Source organism: Dokdonella sp. GW821-FHT11D02 (assembly GCF_058808595.1).
On record NZ_CM179520.1, the window covers coordinates 1,374,711 to 1,399,106 of the forward strand.

The following is a 24,396-nucleotide window of genomic DNA, read 5'->3' on the forward strand; positions in this document are numbered from 1 at the left end:
GCGACGCGTGGCGACCGCTCGGTTCCTGATTTCGGGTCTGGTGCAGGGCGTGTATTTCCGCGCCTCGGCGCAGGCGCGCGCGGAGCAGCTCGGCCTGAGCGGCTACGCACGCAATCTCGCCGACGGCCGGGTCGAAGTGGTCGCCAGCGGCGAGATGCCGGCGCTCGCGCGTCTGCAAACCTGGCTGCACCAAGGACCGCCGGCGGCCGCGGTCGAATCGGTGTTGCGCGAGGAACTGGCCGAGCAGCATTTCGACGGCTTCGCGCGGCGCTGATGGTGATGCGCGAACGCGGTCCCGCACGCCCACGCCGCGCTGCGCAGCCGCAAGCCACGGCGCCGCGGCACGGTTTGGCGCGCGTGATCTCCAAACTCGGCGTCGCCTCGCGCACGCAGGCGGCGCGCTGGATCGAGGAAGGCCGCGTCGCCGTCGACGGACGCCCCGTGCGTGATCCCGAGCGTCCCACCGATGCGGCGCGCGAGCGCATCGCGATCGACGGCAAGACGATCGAGGCGCGCGAGCGCATCTATCTGATGTTGAACAAGCCGCGCGGCTACGTGACGACGACTTCCGACGAGCAAGGGCGCGACACGGTCTATGCCTTGTTGCAAGGCGCCGATCTGCCGTGGGTCGCGCCGGTCGGGCGACTCGACCGCGCCAGCGAAGGCCTGCTCTTGTTCAGCAACGACAGCGCCTGGGCCGCGGCGATCGCGGCGCCCGAAACGCATCTGGACAAGACCTATCACGTGCAGATCGATCGCCTGCCCGGCGAAGACCTGTTCGCTTCCTTGCGCGCCGGCGTCGAAGACCGCGGCGAACGCCTCGCCTTGAAGGCGGTGCGCGAGCTGCGCCGCGGCGAGCGCAACGCCTGGCTCGAGGTCGTTCTCGACGAAGGGCGCAACCGACAGGTGCGTCGGGTGCTCTATGCCCATGACATCGGCGTATTGCGGCTCGTGCGCGTCGCGGTCGGCGGACTGGCGTTGGGGACCTTGGCGAAAGGTGCCTGGCGCAGACTGACGAGCGAAGAGACGGCACGCTTGTCGCACTCCGGCGCCTCGGCCTGAATCGGGCCGCGCGCCGGCAGCGCGCGGATTCGAACTCGTCTAGGCAGCTTCGGAGGTGGTAATGGTCGGTATGCGGCGTTGGTTGAAATGGTCGGGCGGCGTGGTGCTGCTGCTCGTTTTGCTCTGCGCGGGCGTCTTGTTCGCGTTCGTGCGCACGTTCTACCCCGAACCGCCGGCGCCGACTTATGCGCCGGCCGCCGATGCGGCGACGGCGCAAAAGCAAGATCTGGACTATTTCCGCCACTATCTGGAACTTAACCGCAGCTACACGCCACAGGCGCGCGAACGCGCCGAGGCGCTGCGCAAGCAGTACCTCGCACAAGCCGGTTCGATGTCCGCGGCGACGTTCGACCTCGCCATCGCGCGCATGACGGCGTTGGCCGACAACGGTCACTCTCGCGTGCATCCCGGCCCGCTGTCGCGGCGGTATGCGCGGCTGCCGTGCCGGTTCTATCGCTTCGCCGACGGCTACTACGTGTTGCGCGCACGGCCGGCCTGCGCGGAGCTGCTCGGCGCGAAGCTGGTCGCGCTGGACGGCCGCCCGGTCGAGGAGGTGGCGCAAGGGATGTACGAATACTTCGGCGGTCCGCGCAATCACTACGATCAGTTCGCCTCGGTGTTCTTTTTGGAGTCGCCGCCGCTCTTGCACGCGGCCGGCCTCGGCGAGTCGCCCGAGCGCTCGACTCTGCGCCTGATCTTGCGCGACGGCACCACGCGCGAACTCGCGCTCGTCGCCGATCCGGCCGACGCCGATGCGCCGCGCGTGTATTCCGACAGCTATCTATCGCCGCAGCGGGTCGAGAACGAAGCGAACGACTGGGCCTCGTTGTTGCCGGCCGATGCGCCGCTGCCGCGATTCCTGCGCGACTACGCGACGCCGTTCCAGGCGGGGCCGCTCGACGATGCGTCGAGCTACTACGTGCAGCTGCGCAGCAACGACGACGAGCCGGGACATCCGATCGGCGAGTTTCTCGCCCGCGTCGAGCGTGATATCCGCGCCGGCAAGCCGCGCGTGATCGTGCTCGATCTGCGCCTCGACCAGGGCGGCAATCTGACCAAGACGCTTGGCTTCATGCGCGGTTTGGCGGCGCTGACCGATTCGATCGAGCGCGTCGACGTGCTGACCAGCGCGTGGACCTTCTCGGCCGGCAACGTGAATCTCGCGTTGCTGCGCGAACATGCCGGCGCCAAGCTGCGCGTGATCGGCGAGGCGGCCGGCGATCGCGTGCGCTTCTGGGCTGAAGGCGGCTCCTTGCAGTTACCCAATTCCAAGCTCTCGATCGGCTACGCCACCGGCCTGCACGACTATGCGAAGCCCTGTTTCGGCGAAGCCGGCTGCTTCTGGATCACGTGGCTGTTTCCAACCCACGTCGCCAGCTTCGAGCCGGATTTGCGCGTCGCTTATACCTTCGGCGACTACGTCGCACTGCGCGATCCGATGCTCGACGCCGCGCTCGCGCCGGTGCACGGACACGATTGAATTTCTTTAGCGCGACTCGCTTGGCGAAACTGAACCGAGCAGCACACGTTCGGCTGCTCGTTCAGACCAGGGCAAGGCGGTTTTTCCAATGATCGAAAGCGTTCCATCACGGAGAGCGCCATGAAGACCTTCCGCAATGCCCTGCTGGCCACGATGATCGCGAGCGTTCCGATGCTCGCTTTTGCGCAGTCGGCGACGCCGACCAAGAGCGATCCCGTTCCGCCGCCGAAGGCGCCCGAATGGACCGAGTCCGACACCAATCGCGACGGCTATCTGACCAAGGAAGAGCTGATCCCGTTCCCGAGCGTGCTCAAGCAGTTCGAGCAGATCGACACCGACGGCGACGGCCGCATTTCGGAAGCGGAATACCGCGCCTGGTTCAACCACAAGTAATTGCATCGACGGTCGCCGCGCTTGCGGCGACCGTCGCTATGCGTCGTTTCAGCCAATCACGCCGAGCTTGCGTCCGACCTTGATGAACGCATCGACCGCACGATCGATCTGCTCGCGCGTATGCGCCGCGCTCATTTGCGTGCGAATGCGTGCTTGCCCTTGCGGCACCACCGGGTAGAAGAAACCGATCACGTAGATGCCTTCCGCCAGCAGTTCCTGCGCGAAGGCTTGCGCGAGCTTGGCGTCGCCGAGCATGACCGGCGCGATCGGATGGGTGCCGGGACGGATGTCGAAGCCCGCTTCCGTCATGCGCTTGCGGAAGTGCAGCGCATTGTCGTTGACCTTGTCGCGCAGGCTGGTGCTGGAGGACAGCATCTCGAACACCTTGATCGAGGCCGCCACCAGCGGCGGCGGCAAGGTGTTGGAGAACAGATACGGGCGCGAGCGCTGGCGCAGCAGATCGATGATCGCCTGGCGTCCGCTGGTGAAGCCGCCCGAGCCGCCGCCGAGCGCTTTGCCGAGGGTGGAGGTGAAGACGTCGACTTCGCTCATCACGCCGTGCAGTTCGGCCGAGCCGCGGCCGGTCGGACCGACGAAGCCGGTCGCGTGCGAATCGTCGACCATCAGCAGCGCGTTGTACTTCTTCTTCAGCGCGACGATCTGATCGAGCTTGGCGATGTAGCCGTCCATCGAGAACACGCCGTCGGTGGCGATCAGGCGCGTGCGCTTGTCCTGCGTTTCCTGCAAATGCTTTTCGAGTTCGGCCAGATCGCCGTTGGCGTAGCGCCGGCGCTCGGCCTTGCACAGGCGGATGCCGTCGATGATCGAGGCGTGGTTTAGCGCGTCGGAGATGACCGCGTCCTGTTCCGACAGCAGAGTTTCGAACAGGCCGCCGTTGGCGTCGAAGCAGCTGGTGTAGAGGATGGTGTCGTCGGTACCGAAGAAGCTGGAGATCGTCTTCTCCAGCTGCTTGTGCAGGTCCTGCGTGCCGCAGATGAAGCGCACGCTGGCGAGGCCGAAGCCGTGCGTGTCGAGCGCGTCCTTCGCCGCGGCGATGATGTCGGGATGATCGGCCAAGCCGAGATAGTTGTTGGCGCAGAAGTTCAGCACTTCGCGCCCGTCGGTGGTCTTGATCGTGGCCGATTGCGGCGTGGTGATGACGCGTTCGGTCTTGTACAGGCCCTGCTCGCGGATCGAGTCGAGTTCGGCTTCCAAGCGGGGGCGGGCGGCGTAATCCATGGGCGGCTCCAGCGGCGTGAAACCGCTATTGTCCCGCATCGGCCGCATGCTGGGGAGGGCGGCTTGCCGCACGCCGGTCCGCGCTCTACGCTGCGCTGCCGCGTCGGTCCACAATGGAATAAATCTACGCGCTCCTCGAGCGTGTCCCCATCCCCAGCACGGCGTCGCGCCTAGCGGCGCACAGCGAGGTCAGGCCGATGAACCGCAAACACGTGGCGACGATCGCAGCCGTGCTATTCGTGGGTTTGGTGACATCCGGCGCGGCGTTCGCCGCGATTCCGCCGGCCGAACGCAACGCGCTGATCGCGCTGTACGAAGCGACTCACGGCGGCGGCTGGACCGACAATTCGAACTGGTGCAGCGGAGCGTGTCCAGTGAGCGGAACGCCGACGTTCAACGCGCTGGGCACGGAATGCAGCTGGCACGGTGTCACCTGCGATGCCGGCACGACTCACGTCACGCGCATCGAGCTGGTCGAGAACCAGCTCGGCGGAAGCTTGCCTGCGCTCGCCGCATTCTCCGCCCTGCAAGTATTCGACGTGCACTACAACGCGATCGGCGGACCCTTGCCCGACATTTCGGGCTCGCTCGCTTTGACCGAGTTCGACGTCTTCGCGAATCAGTTCGAGGGCACGATTCCGCCGCTCATGAACCTGCCGGCGCTCGAGGTCTACAGCGTCGACAACAACTTCCTCGGCGGCTCGATTCCGCCGTTGACGGGATTGCCGGCATTGCGCCGGTTCGTGGTCGATTCCAATCAGCTGACCGGCACGATTCCGGCACTGACCGGCATGACCCAGCTGCAGGAGTTCGCGGTCTACAACAACCAGCTCAGCGGTTCGCTGCCGTCGCTGGCGGGGCTGACTTCGCTGCAGTTGTTCGATGCGAATTCCAACGCCTTGAGCGGCGGCATTCCGAGCCTCGCCGGCCTGACGAATCTGAGCTATTTCGCGGTCTATGCGAATGTGTTGAGCGGTGCGCTGCCCGATCTCACCGGACTCGCCGCGTTGCGCTACTTCGACGCGAGCCAGAACAGCTTCAGCGGCGCGATCCCGCCGTCCTTGAGCAGCGTTTCGACGCTCGAGTACGTGTCGGTGTGGAAGAACGGTCTGACCGGTTCGATTCCGAATCTGTCCGGTTTGACCTCGCTGCAGGCGGTTCGCTTCGACCACAACATTTTGACCGGCACGCTGCCGTCGCCGCCGCCCAATCTCATCCTCGACGCTTCGCAGCTGTGTCCGAACGCGTTCGAGCTGATCGCCGATCCGGCTTGGGACGCCGCCACCGGCCATGCGCCGTGGTGGAATCTTCCCGGCGGTTGCGGCGACCGCATCTTCGCCGACGGATTCGACGGTCTCTAGGAGCGCGCAACCCTCGTCATTCGCGCGACACCTGGCTGCGCCAGGCTCGGCGCAATCAAACGGAGATGACCATGACCAGCGGGAGATGTGGTGCGCGCCGCGCTGAGCGAAGATCGCAGCCGTCCCGCGCTTTTCCGTCTTTGTCGTCGGACCCGGAGGAATCGTCATGAAGATCCCATCCCGCACGCTCGCCCTGCTCAGCCCTATGGTGGTCGTCTTGGGCGCCGCCGCGATCGCCCACAGCGGCTACCTGTTCGGCCAATGGCTCCGCGCCGTCCTTCATTGAGGGATTGACGCGTCCGGTCGCGAAGCGGGTCCGCGCCCGCGCGACGCGCTCCAGGCCGAATCCGGCAGCGCCCGGCATGCCTTTCGTCAGGGGTCACGGCAAATTCGTTTTGCTAGTCTCGGCGGTCCAACCCGTTCAGGTACCGACCGATGAAGCATCCTCTGGCTCTCGCGCTGACTGCGGCGCTGTCCACCCTGGCGCTCGGCGCCTGCACGGCTCCGACCCGCCCCGATGCCGACGCAAAAAAGACGGCCGCGGCGCCGGTCAGTGAGACGGCCAATCCACTGTCCGCCGAGAGCACGCTGCCGCTGCACTACCCGCCGTTCGACAAGGTCAAGGACAGCGATTTCGCGCCGGCCTTCGATCGCGGCATGGCCGAGGAGCTGAAGGAGTACGAAGCGATCGCGAACAATCCGGCCGCGCCGACCTTCGACAACACCTTCGTCGCGATGGAAAAAAGCGGCAAGCAGCTCGATCGCGCGACCACGCTGTTCTATAGCCTGGTCGGTGCCGATACCAACGATGCGCGCAAGAAGATCCAAGCCGACTACGCGCCCAAGCTGAGCGCGCACCAGGATGCGATCAATCTCAATCCGAAACTGTTCGCGCGCGTGCAGGCCCTATACGACCAGCGCGCCAGCCTCGGCCTCGACGCCGAAGATCTGCGCCTGGTCGAGCGCTACTACGACGGCTTCGTCCGTTCCGGCGCCAAGCTGCCGGAAACCGCCAAGGTGCGCCTGAAAGAGATCAACAGCGAACTCGCCACGCTGGGCACCAAGTTCAGCCAGAACGTGCTGGCCGAGGTCAACGATTCGGCCATCACCGTCGACAGCAAAGAAGAACTCGACGGCCTCTCCGAGGAAGCCGTCACCGCCGCCGCGGAAGCGGCGAAGACGCGCAAGCTCGAAGGCAAGTACGTGATCGCACTGCAGAACACCACCGGCCAGCCGCCGGAGGCGTACCTGACCAATCGTGCGCTGCGCCAGCGCTTGTACGAAGCCTCGGTCGCGCGCGGCAGCCGCGGCAACGCCTACGACAACACCGCCATCGTCTCGCAGATCATGAAGCTGCGCATCGAGCGCGCGAAGATGCTCGGCTATCCGACCTTCGCCGCCTACAGCCTGGCCGACCAGACCGCGAAGACGCCCGAGGCGGTCAACTCGATGCTGGGCAAGCTGGCGCCGCCGGCGGTGGCGAACGCCAAGCGCGAAGCCGCCGACTTGCAGGCGGTGATCGATCAGGAACAGAAAGCGAAGGGCCAGCCGAGCTTCAAGCTCGAGCCGTGGGACTGGGCTTTCTATTCGGAGAAAGTGCGGCAGAAGAAGTACGCGTTCGACGAGTCGCAGATCAAGCCGTATCTGGAAATGAAGAACGTGCTCGAGAACGGCGTGTTCTACGCGGCCGGCCAGCTCTACGGTCTCAAGTTCAAGCAGCGCACCGACCTGCCGGTGTACCAGCCCGACGTGCTCACCTACGACGTCTTCAACGAAGACGGCTCGCAGCTCGCCATCTTCATCGCCGACATGTACGCGCGCCCGTCCAAGCGCGGCGGCGCGTGGATGAACGCCTACGTGCAGCAGAACAAGCTGTTCGGCACGCAGCCGGTGGTGGCCAACCATCTGAACATTCCCAAGCCTTCGGCCGGCAAGCCGACGCTGTTGACCTGGGACGAGACGCGCACGATGTTCCACGAGTTCGGCCATGCGCTGCACGGCATGTTCTCGAACGTGAAATATCCCTACTTCGCCGGCACCAAAGTGCCGCGCGACTTCGTCGAGTTCCCCTCGCAAGTGAACGAGATGTGGGCCGACTGGCCGAGCGTCCTGGCCAACTACGCCAAGGACTACCGCAGCGGCGCGCCGATGCCGAAGGAATTGCTCGACAAGGTGATGGCGGCGGCGCAATTCAACGAAGGCTTCCGCACCACCGAATATCTGGGTGCGGCGATGCTGGACCAGAACTGGCATCAGATCGGCAGCGCCGATGCGGTGCCGGCGGCGAACGGCGTGATGGCGTTCGAAGCGGCTGCGCTGGCGAAGGATGGCGTCGACTACAAGCCGGTGCCGCCACGCTATCGCACGCCGTACTTCAGCCACATCATGAGCGGCTACGCGGCCGGCTATTACGCCTACATCTGGTCCGAAGTGCTCGATGCGAACACGGTGCAGTGGATCAAGCAGAACGGCGGGCTGACGCGCGCCAACGGCGACCGCTTCCGCAACACGCTGCTCTCGCGCGGCGGCAGCAAGGACGCGTTGCAGCTGTTCCACGATTTCACCGGCCACGACCCGCAGATCGAACCCTTGCTGGAACGCCGCGGCCTCACCGCGGTGTCGGCCGCGCCGACCAAGGCGAAGCCGCGCAAGTCGAAGAAGAAGTAAACCGCTACGCTGCGAGCTGAAAAAAAAACCGCCCGGAGCGATCCGGGCGGTTTTTTTACGTCTGCAATCGAGGATGTTCTCGGGCTAGCCGCCGGTGAACGCGCCGTGCCGGCGCAGGCGCTGGTAGCGACGCTCGAGCAGGGCGCCCTCGTCGAGCGTTTCGAGTTCGTCGAGCTGGTTCAACAGCACGGCCTTCAAGCGGATCGCCATGCCGCGCGGATTGCGATGCGCACCGCCGAGCGGTTCGCGAATGACTTTGTCGACCAGATCGAATTCCTTCAGCCGCGGCGCGGTGAGGCCGAGCGCTTCGGAGGCGTCCTTCGCCTTGTCCGCGGTCTTCCACAGGATCGAAGCGCAACCTTCCGGCGTGATCACCGAGTAGGTGCTGTATTCGAGCATGTTGGTGATGTCGCCGACGCCGATCGCGAGCGCGCCGCCGGAACCGCCTTCGCCGATCACGGTGCAGATGATCGGCACGCGCAGATCGGACATTTCGAGCAGGTTGCGCGCGATCGCTTCGCTTTGGCCGCGCTCTTCGGCGCCGACGCCCGGATACGCGCCGGGCGTGTCGATGAAGGTCAGGATCGGCAGCTTGAAGCGTTCGGCCAGCTGCATCAGGCGCAGCGCCTTGCGATAGCCTTCCGGCCGCGGCATGCCGAAGTTGCGCCGGATCTTGCTCTTGGTGTCGCGGCCTTTTTGATGGCCGATGATCATCACGCTGCGCCCGCTGATGCGCGCGAGGCCGCCGACGATGGCAGCGTCGTCGGCATAGGTGCGATCGCCGGCGAGTTCGTGGAACTCCTCGCAGATCGCGCCGGTGTAGTCGAGCGTGTAGGGCCGCGCCGGGTGGCGCGCGAGCTGAGCGATCTGCCAGGGCGAAAGATTGCGAAAGATTTCCGCCGTCTTGGTCTTCAGCTTGCCTTGCAGCGTGGCGATCTCGTCCTCGATGTTGATCGATTGGCCGTGGCTGGCATGGCGCAGCTCCTGGAGCTTGGCGTCCAGATCGGCGATCGGCTGTTCGAAATCGAGGAAGTTGGGATTCATTCGCTGCAGCGCCCGACGGCGCCGGATGTCCGTCGGAGTGCGCGGACCGGAGCCAAAGAGGCGGAGTATAGCGGCTCGGCCTGGGACGGACAGTCTCGGCGCGCTGGCGCGGTCGCGGCGGCGGAACTTGCGGCCTGGCCGGCGTGTGCCGGCCAGGCCTCTCGCGTGGTGCGGCGGCGTCCGCCAACGCCGCCGCACCGTTGCCTGCACGTGCGGTTATTGATCGGTGAAACGCGCCGCTCCGGTGATGTGGCTGATGCCGAGGAAGCGCAGGTAGCGCAGGTCGACCTGCTGGCCGTTGATCGCATTCACCGCGCGCAGTCGATACAGCTTGCCGGTGTTCGGTCCGCCGTTGACCAGGTTCAGCGGCGGCAGCACGCTGATCGCGAAGTTGCCGCCGGGGAAGGTCTCCATGTCGGCATCCGGTGCGTTCAAGGCTTCGGCGCCGGGGTAGGCTTCCTCGCTTACGCGGATCTTGCGCAACGAGGTCACCAGCTGCGGCACCCGCGGCGCATGCCAGTACGCGCCGAGCGCATTGGCTTCCGCTTCGGTGACATTGCGTGCGACGACGTCGCCTTCGCCATCGGCGAAGGTGTAGGCATCGCCGGTCGGCTCGCCCCGCTCCTCGCTCGTCAGGAGCGAATTGTCGGCCGGCACGCGCGCGATGCTGACGCCGAGAATCAGCGGTGCATCGGAGGTGGTGGTGCCGCTGAAGGTCTGGCCCTGGCTGCTCGCATTCCAGCCGGCGCGCTCGCTGCCGCCTTCGGCCGAGATGGTGAACGGTCCGATGCGCAACCCGGTCGCCACTTTGAACTTCTCATAGAAGCTCTGGTACGTCGCCTTGCTGGTGCGGATGGTGAAGTTCGGCTTGTAGCCGACGTACATCGCGGTCTTGAGCGTGTTGAAGAAGCCGGTCTTGCCGAACACCGCTTGCGTGCCGTCGCCGCCGTAGGCGCTGTAGCCGCGCACGAACGGACCGTTCGCCTTGCTGCGCACGAACGCGCCGTTGTACCAGTCCGACGGTTGGATCTGGATCTGGTCGAGCGCTTCGAATTCGAGCGAGACTTCCAGCTCGTTGTCGGTTTCGAACTCGGTGATGCGCTCCCACTTGCCGCTGACCTGCACTTCCCAGAACAGCTTGGGGATCGACACCGCGCCGCCGGCCCAGGTCTTGGAGTAGTCGTAGGACTGATCGCGCGCAGTGAAGCCCATGGTGCCGCCGGCCGGGCCGCTGCCGGCCTTGACCGCATTGACCCAGGCGCTCGCGCTCTGCGAGATCTGGTAGTTGGGCACCAGCGGCATTTTGCTCAGGCCGGGATCGTTCAAGCGCGCATAGAAATCCTGGTTGGCGAACTGCTTCTGCGCATCGCCCAATCCGGGCGTGTTGGCCTGATTCACCAGCGCGTCGTAGTTGAGCTGCGCCTGCGCCGCCTTCTTGTAGGCGGCATCGAGCTGGATCGACCAGCCGCGACCGGCCGCTGTCGCCAGCCAGGCGGTGAAGGTCGGCTTGTTGTCGGCCACGTCCGGATCGTCGGCGTAGGCCTGGCGCGCCTGATTGTTGATGGTGGTGTAGCCGTTGGTCGCCGCGGTCAGCTCATCGCCGGCCTGACGCAGCTGATCGCGCAGCTTCGGATCGTCGGTCGCGGCCGGGATCACGTTCAGAAATTCCTGATACGCCATGTTGATGCGGTCGGCGCTGGAGGCGTACATGCCGATCGCGCTCCACTGCGGCGCGGCCGAGCAGAAGTCGTACTGCGCGGCGCCGATGTAACCGACGTTCTGGGTCGCCCAGGTCCAGGGCGTGAACGGATAGATCAGCTGGAAGTTGTTCGGGCTGGCGCCCAGGCTGTTGATCAGGGCGCCGTACAAAAGGCCCCAGGGCTTCTGGTCGAAGTCGATCGCGCTGGAGCGGTCGGCTTCGCGCAGCGTGTCGAGCATCGCACGGTCGCGCGAGCCGGTGCGGAACAGGGAGTATTCGCCAAGCTGCGTCGTTTCCGTGTCATGGGCCTTGCTGGGGGCGGACGTTTTGGTGGACATGATCGCTACCTCGTCGAAGGATTGAGTCGTTGGGTTGGCAGCCGGTTGCGTGGCAAGCGGTTGCGGGGCCAACGCTGTCCGATTCGCGGGCGGCGAACCTTACGGAAAGCCTACGATTTCACTTTGTCTTTTCGATCAATCGGATACGAGTGGAGTTTGGCGAGCTTCGGCCGCGCGCTACGGCTGCGTCGCGCACTTCCATTCGAGTGCAAAATGCGCCGCACTTCACGAAACGCGGCATTCCCCGGGCTGCGCCGTCCTTCTATCGTGCGAGTCCCCAACCCATCAGGTCCGGCCGGCCGCCATGTCTGACGCGGACTTGCGACTGCCATCCACCGCCACCTTCCATTTCGGCGACTGGTTCGTGATACCGGCGCGCAACCAGCTGCGCCGCGGCAGCGAGACACGCACGCTCGAACCGCGCACGATGGCGGTGCTGCAATACCTCGCCCGGCACGCCGGCGAGGTCGTCAGCAGCGACGACATGCTGCGCGCCTGCTGGGCCGGCACCTTCTACGGCGACAGCCCGGTGCACAAGACCGTGGCGGTGCTGCGCCGCGCGCTCGGCGACAGCGTGGCGGAGCCGGCCTACATCGAGACGATCCGCAAGCGCGGTTACCGCGTGCGCGTGCCGGTGGTGTTCACCGACGACACGCCGCTCAAGCCGCTGCCGGGCTGGGCCGACACCTGCCCGTTTCCGGGATTGGCCGCCTTCACGGCGAGCCAGAGCGCGGTCTACTTCGGCCGTTCGCAAGCGGTGTCGCGGCTGTTGGATACGGCCGCGGCGCAGATGCAGGATTCGCTGCACTTCGTCTTGCTGGTCGGCACCAGCGGCAGCGGCAAGAGTTCGCTGCTGCAGGCCGGCTTGCTGCCGCTGCTGCAGCAGCCCGGCGGCAGCAGCGGCTGGCAGGCCGCCGCGGTGGCGCATTTCCGGCCGATCGCGACCGATCTTTCGCTGGCGCGCTTCACAGACGCGCTGCTGCAATGGCGCGTCGGCGAGCGCCCGGTCTATCTGCCGACCGAACGCAACGAGCTCACCGAAACTCTGCGCAGCGTGCCGGCCACGATCGCTTGGCGGCTCGAAGACGCGTTCGAGCGTGCGCGCGCGACGTTCAAGAGCGGCGTGCGGCCGCTGGCGGTGCTGGTGGTCGATCCGCTCGAAGCGCTGCTCGACGAGCGCGGCCACGCCGATGCGGATGCGACGCTCGAAGCGATCGACGCACTCGCGCGCATCGACAACGTGCTCGTGCTCGGCGCCTGCCGCAGCGACGCGTTTCCGCGGTTGCTGCAGACGCGGCGCGCGCAGGCCCTGGTCGGCGAGGGCGCGCATTTCGACGTGTTCCCGCCCACGCGCGGCGAGTTGGCGGAAATGATCCGCCGCCCGGCGCAGGCGGCCGGGCTCGGCTTCGGCAGCGACGCCGCTTCGCATCAACGGCTGGACGACGCGCTGCTGGAAGACGCCGCCGGTGAGGCGGGCGCGCTGCCGCTGCTGCAGCACGCCTTGCGCGAGCTGTACGAACGCATCGAGGGTGGCGACAAGACGCTCTCGTTCGACAACTACCGGAACATGGGGCGCTTGACCGGCGCGCTGGCGCAACGTGCCGAGGCGGCGCTGACCGCGGCCGACGCCGAGGCGCAGGCGCATCTCACCGTTGTGTTCGAACGCATGATCGCGATACCGGACGAATCCGACGCGTTGCCGGTCGGCCGGGCGCTGTGGATCGACACGCTGCACGACCCCGCCGCCGAGCGCGTGCTGCACACACTGGTCGACGCGCGTCTTTTCACCAGCGAGCTGTTGGACAACCGTCCCGCGGTGCACGCTGCGCACGACGCCTTGTGGACCGCATGGCCGCGCGCGCAGGAATGGATCGCCTCCAACCGTCAGCTGCTGCGCGCACGCGCGCGTCTGGCTCAACTTGCCGCACGCTGGCAGGCGGAAGCGCGCAGTGCCGACTTCCTGATTCCGCCCGGCGCCGCATTGAACGAAGCGCAGCACGTGCTCTCGGCGATACCGGAACGGCTCGACGAAGCCGAGATCGCGATCGTGCAGGCCTCGCAGCGGCGCGAACGCCGGCGCGAGCGCCGGCGCCAGTTCTCGTTTGCCGCGGTGACCGCGCTCGCCCTCGTCGCCGCGATCGCGGCGGTGTCGGCCTGGCGCTCCAAATCGGTGGCCGAGCGCGAGCGCGCCGGCGCCGAAGGTCTGGCCGGTTACATGCTCGGCGAAGCGACCACGCGGCTGCGCGAACTCGGCCGGCTCGACATCCTCGACGGCATCGCCGGCTCCGCGCTGTCTTATCTCGAATCTTCCTCCGCCGATCCGCTCGACGCGGACCGCACCGCATTGCGCGCCGAAGGCTTGTTGCAGGTCGGCGAGATTCGTCTGGTCAAGGGCGATGCCGCGTCGGCGCACACCGCGTTCGCCAAGGCCGCCGACTTCATACGCGCCGCCTTGCAACGCGCGCCGTCCGATCCGGCGCTGCTGCGTGTGATGGGCAAGGCGCACTACTGGCTCGGCTACGAGGCGTTCCAGAAACGCGACTACACGGTCGCGCAGGCGCAATGGTCGGCCTATCGCGAGAACGCGCAACGTTTGTTCGATCTGCGGCCGGACGATCCCGAGGCTTGGAAGGAGCTCGGCTACGCGCACAACAATCTTGGGACGTTGGCGTATCGGCGCAGCGAGTTGGATGTGGCGGAGAAGGCGTTCGAGCGGTCGATCGAGTTGAAGCGGCGAGTTCTTGAGCGCAGCGGCGAGAAAGCCGATGTACTTCTCGATCTAGCGGACAGTTTGTCTTGGTCTGCAAACGTCGAAGACGCAGGAGGCAAACTGCAAGCAGCACGCGATCTTTACATTCAGTCGCACGATATGTTGGCGCGAGCACAAAAGTTGAGTGGAGATGATACTGGGCTTAAGCGGCGGCAAGTCGTCGTATTGTTCCAGATGTCGCGCGCGTCGCTTGCGATTGGAGATCTTGCGGGAGCGCGCGCGGCAAACGGTGAGGCTCAATCGCTGATGGAACGGCTGGCGCGACTGGAGCCTGCCAACTTGCAATGGCAGCGAGACGTCGCCTATGCATACACGCAAGCAGTCACGTTGGACCTATTGGGCCGTGGCGAGGATGATATGGAGAAGCTCAACGAAGCCGCTATCGTCATATTGACGCGATTGGTGGATCAGCAGCCAACGAATGCCGATTGGGCACGCCAGTACGGGCTCGCCTTGATGCAGCGGGGTGCTTTGGCAATGCGCGAACGCCGAGTAGTGGCAGCGAGGAAAGCTTTTGCTTCCGCTACGGAACATCTCGACACACTTCTGAACACGCATCCTGATGATGCCTCGAGCCGCGTGCTGTCTGCGCGCACGCGTTTGCTCGAGGCTGGAGTTGCATCCGATACGTTGGAGGCTCAGCGCAGCATCGATGCGGCCATTGCAGTACTAAAGCCCGCTGCGTCGCGCTCGCACGATCGAACTGTGCTTGATCCTTGGGTCAGAGCTTTAGCCGCTTCCGGTCGTATTGAGGAGTTGCAACCAGCTCTGCGAGAGCTGCATGCAATGGGGTATCGTCCGCCCGGATTCGTCGACTACTACGATCGCTATTTGGCTGGGCGTTGATAGTTCAAACAAAAGGTCATTTCGAAAGTATAACTTTCCGTTGGAGAGTAGGTTGTCGGTCGTATCCAGGAACTATCGGTACTTTTATTAATACAGGGAGATTCATCATGGTTGAGCAAGACAAAAAAATTACTGATTACGTCATATCCGTCGATGTGCAAGACGCTCCCGCGGGTGACGGCAATGCGATAGGCGGGAAGTATCGATACACATTCAAGCCGGATATCGCCGCGGTGAAGGAAACTCCGACGCGGCTGGTGTACCAAATGACGGCGACTACCAAGAAGGCTTTGACGTTCAGTACGCTCTACAGCAACGACGGACGCTATCAGCTTGCACGCCCTGAGTTGTCGCCTGATGGGCGATCAATCTCGGTTCTCAATGTGAATACGCAACGTGTGCTGATCAACATCATGCTCCAGATTTCGGACGCCGTTGGCCAAAACGTGGTGCACGTCGATCCGCAGGTTCTCAATGAGCCCGAGCTTCCAGATTGAAGTACCTCAGACGGCCAAAAGCCACGCAGCTTCGGTGATGGTGAGTCCAGTTTGCATTTGAAGGTCGCTGGTCAAAAAGCGGGCGCTCCTTTGAGCGCCCGCTTCGTAAGCTATCGCAGTCTCGCCGGCAATCTCAGCCTGGTATCTCCGGCTCGTTGAGCACTTGCGGATCAATCACTCCGATCGCCCCATCCGATCGCCTCTCGAAGATGATCGAATACTTGAACGCGCCGAGATCGATCTTGTCGGCGCGGATCGTCAGCACGCCATTGGCGAAGTCGCGCAGCGAGCAGCCTGCGCGCGCCGTCCGCTGAAGGGTGGCTCGCGTGAGACACGATCTCAGCGATAGAGCTTGCGCACCGCTTCATCACTTGGAGCTTTGCCGAGAATCTCGCGCAAGGCACGCTCGAGCGGTTCGTCACGCCCCTCGCGGATGCCGTTGATGGTCGGTTTCACTTCGATGTCGGGAACGATGCCGATCTGCTGCGTGGGTTTCTTGTCGGGATAGAAAACTCCGATTCCGCTGATCGCCGCCCGGCGCCGTCCCGGCAAAGGAATGGGCGAGACGTTGCCGTCCGCGCCTGCGGTGGTGCTGCCGACGACGACGGTGCGCGGGGAAGCGCGCAGCGCCATCGCCGTGAACTCGGCTTGGCTCAGCGACACCTCGTCGACCAGGACGACGACTTTGCCGGCGTAGTGCAGCGTCGACGGCGTCAGGCGATTGAGCGGGCTCCAGCCGAAAACACCCGGGTCGGACAGGGCCGGTCGAGTGAACCTCGCGAACGGCGTTTCGGCGCCGACCATCGACTCACCCAACGGCAGCGCGACGAACTCGCCGGGATAGTTGCGGATGTCGACGATCAAGCCCTTCGTCTTCTGTGCGGCAGTGACGTATCCCGCGAGATCCGCCTTCTTGATCGAAGAGAGCTTCAGATAGGCGACCTCCGGCGACAGCAGGCGGAAGGTCTCGCCGGGCAGGTCGTGGGTGAGGAGGGGCGGGATTTCGCGCGTCGGCACACGGCGCTCGACCAGATGCATCGGTTGGCCGGCGCGGTCGATGTCGAGACGAACGTCTTCGCATGCGCCGATCGTCAGCGAGGCGCCGATGTCGCGCAGTCGCGCGGCATCGTTGGAGGCCGCGTAGTAAGGTCGCCAGTTCGCCAGCAGCTCTTCGATGGGCGCTTCGTTCAATGTGCGGACGATGTCGCCGCGTCGAAGATTGGAGGTCTTTCCCACTGCGACGCCGACGACGACCGGCACGTTCTCGACGAAGCGAAGGTAGGCCGGTAAGGCGCATTCGCCCTGCGGCGGTCTGGCGTCGAGCGAACTCCACAGATTGGTGTGGGTATCGGCGACGCGGGCGATCAGCTTGAGCATCGCGCGATCGAAGCTTCCGCCGTCGCCCGCCTGTGCGATGGCTGCGAGATTTTCGCGCAGTGCGCCGGTCCAGTCGCCTGCGATCAGATCGCGATACGGAAACCAGTACTGGATGATGGCCCAGAAGCGGTACGCCGCCAGAATCTGAAAGCCGGCGTCGGGCAAAGCGACGCGAGCGTAGAAGGGTTCGTTCTCGAACACGGGATTGCCGACGTTCTGCACCAGCGACACGTAGAACTGCGTATCCGGTTTGCGGTTCCGATAGACGTCGGCGAGCCGGCTGCTGAGCCGATGACCGAGCCTCGCCTGATCGCGAATCCATTGCGTCGGCGAGGTCAGATACACCTCGCTGCCGGCCGGCTCCGGCGCGCAGGGATCGCACGGCGTCAACGGACCGAGCGCCTCGATCCAGTCCGCCAGCAGCCGATTCGTTTCTTCCGATGTCGATGCCGCCAAGATGCGCGGCAGCCATCGAAACAGCTCGTAGTCCCATTGGCGCGTGCCGGCGGTCAGCGCCGAATGGAAGTACTTGAGAAAGCCCCAGACCTGGCCGGTCAGAACGAGGCTGTCGAGCTGTCGATCCGACAGCGTGCCGATGCGCACGCGCGAGCCGCCGTCGAATTCGCGGTCGGTATCGAACACGGTCTTCTTGCGTTCGACCCGCGGCACCTCGGCCAGCGGCTTGCCGTCCACGAACAGGCGCGGCTGGTCGCTCCAGACCGTGCCGGTGCCGGCGAGCAGCACGCCGTAGAACAGCTCGGTCGCGCGTGGATTGATCGGCAGCGTGATCGTGTACTCGGCCCAGTCCTTCGTGCCGGAGAGGCGCTGCGAGGCCATGTTGTCGAATTCGAGAGCGGTATCGACGCCGTCCTCGCGCAGCCACAGTCCGGCTAGCGAAGACACCTCCTTCGTGCGCAGATGGCCGCGCAGCTCGATTTTTGCGCCGCTGAAATCGAGCGGTATCGAGCGCGTGACGACGGAAAACTCACCGGCGCTGCTGCCGTCTCGCTCGATACGCAGCGAGGCCTTGCCGTCGTATTTGATCGACGGATCATTGGACACTCCGCTCGTCGGCGCGTAGTGCCATCCTTCGAGCGGGCTTTGCTCGGCGTCGGCTGAGGCGTGTTCGTCTGCCGCCGCCGTTCCGAAGGCTGCAATCAAGCCCAGCCGAACGATGAGAGACCAAGCTGTTCCCGGCATGGTGCGTTTCCTTTCGGCGAAATTCGCCGGCACGTTGGACGACGGCGCAGCAGGATCGGTGCATGGCCGCCGCCGATCGGCGACCCACGCTCCGGTCACCGGGAGTGGCGGCCGCTCGGCAGCGGCCGCTCTTCGAGCGACGGCTTCGTAATCGTCCAACGCGAGAAAACGGGGTTAGCGATGCGGGCGCTTTAGCTCGGAGAAGAGAAACGAGCCTCGTTCAAGGCCGCCCAAGCCTGCGGCGTCTGAATCGCGAACAGGCCGTCGCGCTGCGCTCGCTTCGCCAGCGCGAGCAGCGCGTCGTCGCGTGTGATCAGCGCGGCCGCGCGTGCCTGCCAGGCCAGTTCGAGGAATTTCTGGTCGTCCGCATCGGCGCAGCGCGGTAGACGGATCCGCGTGGAGTCGGCCGGCGTCGCTTCGCGCAAGCAAACGATACGTTCGTCATAAGCCGCTTCATGCCGCGCGCAGGTTTCTTCATCGAATCCGAACGGCCGATAGCGCAGTACGCGCCGCCATTCCTCGCGACAGTCCTCGCGCGTGACGGCGACGACTCGCGCGTTACGCAGAGCGGCGTCGAGAACGGCCACGGCGGGATCGCCGAAGACGAACAGGTCGAGACAGACGTTGGTGTCGAGAACCAGACGGGGCGGTGCTGAGATCATCGGAGCGCTCGACGGTGCGTCGTTCGTTCGTCAGCGCTGCCGGCTTGCTCTGTCGATCGCGAAATCCAGCAATCCCTCGACGGATTCGCGCGAAGACTCGCTCGGATTGATGATCGAAGCCCAGCCGTTCGCGGCGTAAGCGGGGTGCGGGAAAAGCCGATCGATCGCCGTGAAGTCGAAGCGGTCGCGATGCTGCTCTATCTCCTTCGGCGCAAAGCTGAACAACTGCTCGAACTTCTCCTTGCCGATGTCGAGGTTGAGGCGGTAGAGACCGCCGCGATCGAGTTTCGAATACGCATCGAAACCGGCGTAGTCCTTGATCACGATCGTCACGAACGGCATCTTGCGCGGCTCGCCGTCGTCCTGCAGCGCGAAGCAGAACGTGTCGCCCCAGGCCATCTCCGGGCTGCCGTCGCCGGCGGCGGCGATCTGGATGCGTACCGCGGCGCGGGCCGCGAGATAACTGCGGATGTCGTCTTGGGTCATGGCGGGCTCCGAATCGGGGCGCGCCATTCTAGTGGCCGCGAGCGCGAGCGCTAGAAGAATCCTTGCAGGAATCGCGCGGTTTCCTCCGACAGACCGACGATCTTGTTGGTCGCCTGGCGATAGAACTTGAAGTTGAGCTCGGTCTCGGGCTTGCCGTCGTCCCAGTCGGAGAACGGTTTGAGCTGCGCGCGCCCGAGGCGCTGCTTCGCCGCCGCGGTGCGCCGTACGGTGATGCTGACGCGCGGTGTTTGCCGCTCGACGCCACGTTTTTTCGCGACCGCCGTGGCCGCCGTGACCACGCCGCGTGCGATCAATCCCGGGCCGCCTTCATTCTCGCTGGCGAACAGGAAGATCGTATCGCCTACGGCGATGCCCTTGCCGCCGTACATCGTCTTCTGCGCATCGAATGCAAAGGTCTTCGCTTGCGTGTCATCGATCTCGGCTTTGATCGCGAACATCATGGCGGTCACCGTTTGGGATGGGGGCTCGGAGCGCGGGCGCGTCGCGCTTCGCGGCTACTCAGCTTGAAGGGAGATGGCGCGAAACGCGGACGCGCAGTAGCTGAATCAGTTCCGGCGCCATGTAGTCGTAGTCGTCGGGAATGTCGAGGCAGATGATGCGCTTGGAAGCGAGCTGAGATTTGAACTTCGCCGCGAGTTTGTTGCGATGCGCGCGCTCCATCACGAAGATCGTCTCGGCCCAATCGATCAGTTCGGGCGTGAGCGGGTTGTCGGCATCGTGGTTCAAACCGGCCGACGCAGTGGCGAGTCCCGGCCACTCGGCGAACACCTGCTCCGCAGTCGGACTGCGCAGCCGGTTCTGGCTGCAGATGAAGAGGACGTTGCGGGTCATGTGTTCACCACGGCGTCGCGAGCGGCAAGGAGAATCTGAGTGCCGCGCGTAGATTAGGGCCGTGCTTCACCTTTCTCAATTCCGAGCTCGGTGTCCGAAATCACCGTACCGCTGCGCAGATCTGCTTTCGCTACTCTGTACTGCCCTTTCTTGGTGTAGAACAGGAAGGCCTCCGAGGTGTCTGCCATCGAGTGCGCTCCGTTGAAGTCCTCCACGCTGTTGATCGCGACATGCATGGAGGCGCCATCCGGATTCGACAGATAGATGTCCTTGAGATCTCCACTGGTGAGCTTTCCGTCTCCGTCGGAGTCCACCTCCACGATCTCGTAGGCGAACCCCTGAATCGGTTTCGACGATTCCGAGTGGCGCTCGTCGGGAAGTCGATACGTTTCGAGGATGATTCCCTTGAAACCAGGGAGTAGCCACCGCGCTCGGCCGCTAGCCGAATCGAAGAGCAAGACGTTTTGAGCGGAGCGCGCTTCCTTGAGGCCGGATCTGAATCCGTATTCTTGCGTTCTCCACAAGGTTGCCCTGAGAACCGGCGTTCCTTCGATCGATTCGAATCGAGAAAGCACGACCTTGGTGGTATCGATCTCTTGGTCGGAAACTCTCATCACGTTCTGCGCATGTTGCGTGCGGGACGACTCCCGGACGAGCATGTAGAGCCCGAAGGCGAGCGCCGTGGTTCCAATCAAGCCGCACAAGCAGATCAGAATTGCGTTGATTCGCCAGACGGCCGAAAAGAATCGCGACCTTTTCATTGCGCAAATTCCCATCCGTTCGTGAGCTTCGAATGTGCACGCCGCGCCGCGCGGATGCAACGATTGCGGGCCGACGCGGTGCGGCGAACGAGGATGGCAAATGAGCTGGGCGAATGCGCCTAGCCGAACACCAGCTCCGCCGCGAGCACGCCTTCCATCGCTTCCAACGTCTGCCGCAAGGCCGGGCTCGCGCGCACTCGCCACTCGGCGCCGAGTTCGATCTCGGCCTGGCCGTTCTCGTTGCGCATGCTGATGCGCACCGGCGTGGCGCCGCCGCGGTGCGCCGCCAGCGTGTGCTGCAGCTTGGGGACGAAGTCGGGGCGCACACCGTTGAGGCGCACGCGCAAGAGGCGCGCGCGTCGCTCGCAGGCCGCTTCGATCGTGGCGACCGAGTTCACGCGCAGCTGATAGCCGCCGGAGAATTCGTCCACGCTGAGGCCGCCTTCGAACACGAGGATCGCATCGCGCGTCAGCAGCGGGCCGTACTCGACCCAGGTCTCGCGATAGAGCACGGCTTCGAACTTGCCGGAGAAATCCTCGACCGTGACGAACGCGCGCGAGTCGCCCTGCTTGCGCAGTCCGATCACCGAGCCCGCCAGCGCGACTTGTTGTAGGTCGGCGAAGCGGCTGCGGCCTTCGCGCGCGGACGGTTTGTGGTGCTTGTCGAGCTCGCCGATCGGGCAGGTCGCGACTGCCGCGATCAGTTCGCGCCAGGCGTCGGTCGGATGGCCGGACAAGTAATAACCGAGCGTGTCGCGTTCGCCGGCCAGACGTTGCGCGGCCGGCCATTCGTCGACTTCGGCGAGAATCAATTTCGGCGCCGCCGGCCCAGCGGCGCCGAACATGTCGTTCTGTCCCGACTGCGCATCGCGCGCCTGCTGCTCGGCCGCGCGCATGCATTCGGGCAGCTGCGCCATCAGGCTGGCGCGGTTTTTCGCCAGCGCGTCCATCGAGCCGGACAGGATCATCGCTTCGAGCGCGCGCTTGTTGAGCTTGGTCGCATCGATGCGGCGGCAGAAGTCGGCGAGGTCGGCGAAGGCGCCGCCGCGCTGACGCACCTCGACCAGGTTCTCGACCGCGCCGCGGCCGACGCCCTTGACCGCGCCGAGGCCGTACTGGATCGTTTTCGCGTCGGTCGCCTCGAACATGTAGCCCGAGGCGTTGATGTCCGGCGGCCGCACGGTGAGGCCGAGCGCGCGCGCTTCGCCGAGGAAGTTGACCACCTTGTCGGTGCCGTCCATGTCGCTCGACAGCACCGCGGCCATGAACTCGGCGGCATAGTGCGCCTTCAGCCAGGCGGTTTGATAGGAGACCAGCGCGTAGGCGGCGGCGTGCGATTTGTTGAAGCCGTAGCCGGCGAACTTCTCCATCAAGTCGAAGATCGCGTCGGCCTTGCGCTCGTCGAGGCCGTTGCCGGCGGCGCCTTGGCGGAACTTGGCGCGCTCCTTCGCCATTTCCTCGATTTTCTTCTTGCCCATCGCACGGCGCAGCAGGTCGGCGCCGCCGAGCGAGTAGCCGCCGACGATCTGCGCCATCTGCATGACCTGTTCCTGATAGACCATGATGCCGTAGGTCTCTTTCAGGACCGGCTCGACGCGCGGATCGGGATACTCGATCGGCTCGCGGCCGTGCTTGCGCGCGCAGTAGCTCGGAATCAGATCCATCGGACCCGGCCGATACAGCGACACCAGCGCGATGATGTCTTCGAAGCAGTCGGGCTTGGCGTCCTTCAGCATGCCTTGCATGCCGCGCGATTCGAGCTGGAACACCGCCACCGTGCGCGCTTTCTTCAACAACTCGAACACCGCCGCATCGTTCAGCGGTATCGCCATGATGTCGAGCGGCGTCTCGCCGGCCTGCGCGCGGCGCGCATTGATCGCTTTGACCGTCCAATCGATGATCGTCAGCGTGCGCAGTCCGAGGAAGTCGAACTTGACCAGGCCGACCGCTTCGACGTCGTCTTTGTCGTACTGCGTGACCAGACCGTCGCCGCCCGATTCGGAGAAGAGCGGCGCGAAATCGCTCAAGGGGCCCGGCGCGATCACCACGCCGCCGGCGTGCTTGCCGGCGTTGCGCGTGAGGTCTTCGAGCTTGAGCGCGAGATCGACCAGCTCGGTGACGTCCTCGTCGCTCTCGTACAGACCTTTGAAGTCGGCGACGATGCGGTCGGGTTCCTTGCGCGACTTGTCCGAACGGCCGAGCGCGTCCTCGAGCGAGAGGTCGAGCGGCATCTTCGGGATCAGTTTGGCGATCTTGTCGACCTGGCCGTACGGCATGCTGAGCACGCGACCGGTGTCGCGCAGCACCGCCTTGGCCGCCATCGTGCCGTAGGTGATGATCTGGCTGACGCGATCGCGGCCGTATTTACGGCCGACGTAGTCGATCACTTCGTCGCGGCGATCCATGCAGAAGTCGACGTCGAAGTCGGGCATCGACACGCGTTCGGGGTTCAGGAACCGCTCGAACAGGAGACCGTAACGCAGCGGATCGAGATCGGTGATGCCGAGCGCGTAGGCGACCAGAGAGCCGGCGCCCGAGCCGCGCCCGGGACCGACCGGGATGTCGTTGCTCTTGGCCCAGTTGATGAAGTCGGCGACGATCAGGAAGTAGCCCGGAAAGCCCATCTGCACGATCACGTCGAGCTCGCGGTCGAGCCGGACCAGATAGTCCTCGCGCGCGAAGCCCGGCGCCGGGTCGTGCGCGCCGAGCCGCTGCTGCAAGCCCGCGTGCGATTGCGCGCGAATGTAGCTGTCGAGCGTGTGCTCGTCCGGCACCGGGAAGGCCGGCAGGAAGTATTTGCCGAAGCTGAGTTCGAGATTGCAGCGCTTGGCCAGCTCGAGCGAGTTTTCCAAAAGCTCCGGCAGGTCGGCGAACAGCGCCTGCATCTCGGCGGGTGACTTCAGGTATTGCTCGGGCGAGTAGTCGCGCGGCCGCTTCGGGTCGGCCAGCACGCGGCCGGCGTGGATGCACACGCGCGCCTCGTGCGCTTCGAAATCGTCGCGTGCGAGGAAGCGCACGTCGTTGCTGGCGACGGCCGGCAGGTCGAGCCGCGCGGCGAGATCGAGCGCGGCGGCGAGGTAGGCGTCTTCTTGCGCACGCTGGGTGCGCGCTGCCTCGAGGTAGAGCCGCTCGGGAAAGTGCGAACGCCACCATTGCGCGCGCTCCAGCGCCGCTTCGTCGCGGCCGGCGAGCAGCATCTGGCCGACGTCGCTGTGCTGGCCGAGCAGCACGATCAGGCCGGCGTGCGTGGTCTCCAGCCAGTCCGCCTCGACCAGGGCGTGGTCGCCGTGGCGGTTCTCGGCGTAGGCGCGCGAGAGCAATCGCGACAGGTTCAAGTAACCCTCGCGGCTCTGACACAACACGGTCGCGCGTTGCGGGCGGCTGCGGTCCTGCGCATCGGCCAGCCACAGATCCGCACCGGCGATCGGTTTGATGCCGGCGCCTTCGGCCGCCTTGTAGAACTTGACCAGGGCGAACAGGTTGGCCTGGTCGGTCAGCGCCACCGCCGGCATGCGCGCACGCGCGCATGCATCGACCAAATCGCCGACGCGGATGGTCGAGTCGGTCAGCGAATATTCGCTGTGGACGTGGAGGTGGACGAAGCCGGAGGGCATGCCGATGCGCGACGTTGGAACCGCAGCGTAGTCGCTGCCTCCGCCGCG

At 65.1% G+C, this 24,396-nt stretch carries 19 protein-coding genes; 8 read left to right on the top strand and 11 right to left on the bottom strand.

Annotated features, from left to right (window positions below):
• Positions 1-7 precede the first annotated feature (7 nt).
• From AC3QL3_RS05880 to AC3QL3_RS05895, 4 genes are all read left to right on the top strand, one after another.
• The gene (locus AC3QL3_RS05880; RefSeq protein ID WP_492897416.1) at positions 8-274 is read left to right on the top strand and encodes an acylphosphatase; all 267 of its coding nucleotides are present in this window, start codon (positions 8-10) and stop codon (positions 272-274) included.
• Positions 275-279: 5 nt separating this feature from the next.
• Entirely contained in the window at positions 280-1,062 is a 783-nt protein-coding gene (locus tag AC3QL3_RS05885; protein WP_492897417.1) for a pseudouridine synthase, read from the top strand.
• Positions 1,063-1,123: 61 nt separating this feature from the next.
• A complete protein-coding gene (locus AC3QL3_RS05890; RefSeq protein ID WP_492897418.1) occupies positions 1,124-2,542 on the top strand; it encodes a hypothetical protein in 1,419 nt (472 codons plus the stop codon).
• Between the two features lie 120 nt (positions 2,543-2,662).
• Entirely contained in the window at positions 2,663-2,935 is a 273-nt protein-coding gene (locus AC3QL3_RS05895) for a hypothetical protein (RefSeq protein WP_492897419.1), read from the top strand.
• Positions 2,936-2,983: 48 nt separating this feature from the next.
• On the opposite strand, the gene kbl is transcribed toward AC3QL3_RS05895, so the two are convergent.
• Positions 2,984-4,174, bottom strand: a complete 1,191-nt coding sequence (gene kbl / locus AC3QL3_RS05900; protein WP_492897420.1) for a glycine C-acetyltransferase — start codon at positions 4,172-4,174, stop codon at positions 2,984-2,986.
• Between the two features lie 197 nt (positions 4,175-4,371).
• Here kbl and AC3QL3_RS05905 point away from each other — a divergent pair, with 197 nt between their 5' ends.
• Positions 4,372-5,535 (top strand): hypothetical protein, encoded by a 1,164-nt coding sequence (locus tag AC3QL3_RS05905; RefSeq protein WP_492897422.1) that lies wholly within the window; start codon positions 4,372-4,374, stop codon positions 5,533-5,535.
• A gap of 435 nt (positions 5,536-5,970) precedes the next feature.
• Positions 5,971-8,202, top strand: a complete 2,232-nt coding sequence (locus AC3QL3_RS05910) for a M3 family metallopeptidase (protein WP_492897423.1) — start codon at positions 5,971-5,973, stop codon at positions 8,200-8,202.
• A gap of 84 nt (positions 8,203-8,286) precedes the next feature.
• Here the strand turns inward: AC3QL3_RS05910 and AC3QL3_RS05915 are convergent, their stop codons facing one another.
• Both AC3QL3_RS05915 and AC3QL3_RS05920 read right to left on the bottom strand, forming a co-directional pair.
• Positions 8,287-9,246 (bottom strand): acetyl-CoA carboxylase carboxyltransferase subunit alpha, encoded by a 960-nt coding sequence (locus tag AC3QL3_RS05915; RefSeq protein ID WP_492897424.1) that lies wholly within the window; start codon positions 9,244-9,246, stop codon positions 8,287-8,289.
• Positions 9,247-9,462: 216 nt separating this feature from the next.
• Complete coding sequence (locus tag AC3QL3_RS05920; RefSeq protein WP_492897425.1) at positions 9,463-11,283, bottom strand: hypothetical protein; 1,821 nt, start codon at positions 11,281-11,283, stop codon at positions 9,463-9,465.
• A 304-nt stretch (positions 11,284-11,587) separates the two neighbouring features.
• Between AC3QL3_RS05920 and AC3QL3_RS05925 the strand changes: the two genes are divergently transcribed.
• Together AC3QL3_RS05925 and AC3QL3_RS05930 are read left to right on the top strand one after the other, a co-directional pair.
• Positions 11,588-14,899, top strand: a complete 3,312-nt coding sequence (locus tag AC3QL3_RS05925) for an nSTAND1 domain-containing NTPase (RefSeq protein WP_492897426.1) — start codon at positions 11,588-11,590, stop codon at positions 14,897-14,899.
• Positions 14,900-15,006: 107 nt separating this feature from the next.
• Positions 15,007-15,396 carry a hypothetical protein gene (locus AC3QL3_RS05930; protein WP_492897427.1) on the top strand — a complete coding sequence of 130 codons (390 nt, stop codon included), beginning with the start codon at positions 15,007-15,009 and terminating at the stop codon, positions 15,394-15,396.
• A gap of 133 nt (positions 15,397-15,529) precedes the next feature.
• Here the strand turns inward: AC3QL3_RS05930 and AC3QL3_RS05935 are convergent, their stop codons facing one another.
• From AC3QL3_RS05935 to dnaE, 8 genes are all read right to left on the bottom strand, one after another.
• On the bottom strand, positions 15,530-15,661 hold the full coding sequence (locus AC3QL3_RS05935; protein WP_492897428.1) for a hypothetical protein: 132 nt from the start codon (positions 15,659-15,661) through the stop codon (positions 15,530-15,532).
• Between the two features lie 74 nt (positions 15,662-15,735).
• Positions 15,736-17,835 (bottom strand): S41 family peptidase, encoded by a 2,100-nt coding sequence (locus AC3QL3_RS05940; protein ID WP_492897429.1) that lies wholly within the window; start codon positions 17,833-17,835, stop codon positions 15,736-15,738.
• Between the two features lie 329 nt (positions 17,836-18,164).
• Positions 18,165-18,635, bottom strand: coding sequence for a putative toxin-antitoxin system toxin component, PIN family (locus AC3QL3_RS05945; RefSeq protein WP_492897430.1), 471 nt, complete (start codon positions 18,633-18,635; stop codon positions 18,165-18,167).
• A gap of 30 nt (positions 18,636-18,665) precedes the next feature.
• A complete protein-coding gene (locus AC3QL3_RS05950; protein WP_492897431.1) occupies positions 18,666-19,121 on the bottom strand; it encodes a DUF6194 family protein in 456 nt (151 codons plus the stop codon).
• Between the two features lie 50 nt (positions 19,122-19,171).
• Positions 19,172-19,579, bottom strand: a complete 408-nt coding sequence (locus tag AC3QL3_RS05955; protein WP_492897432.1) for a hypothetical protein — start codon at positions 19,577-19,579, stop codon at positions 19,172-19,174.
• 61 nt (positions 19,580-19,640) lie between these two features.
• On the bottom strand, positions 19,641-19,973 hold the full coding sequence (locus tag AC3QL3_RS05960) for a low molecular weight protein tyrosine phosphatase family protein (RefSeq protein WP_492897433.1): 333 nt from the start codon (positions 19,971-19,973) through the stop codon (positions 19,641-19,643).
• Positions 19,974-20,026: 53 nt separating this feature from the next.
• Complete coding sequence (locus AC3QL3_RS05965; protein WP_492897434.1) at positions 20,027-20,734, bottom strand: hypothetical protein; 708 nt, start codon at positions 20,732-20,734, stop codon at positions 20,027-20,029.
• Positions 20,735-20,853: 119 nt separating this feature from the next.
• Positions 20,854-24,348: a DNA polymerase III subunit alpha gene (gene dnaE / locus AC3QL3_RS05970; RefSeq protein WP_492897435.1), complete on the bottom strand. Its 3,495-nt coding sequence runs from the start codon at positions 24,346-24,348 to the stop codon at positions 20,854-20,856.
• Positions 24,349-24,396: the final 48 nt, after the last annotated feature.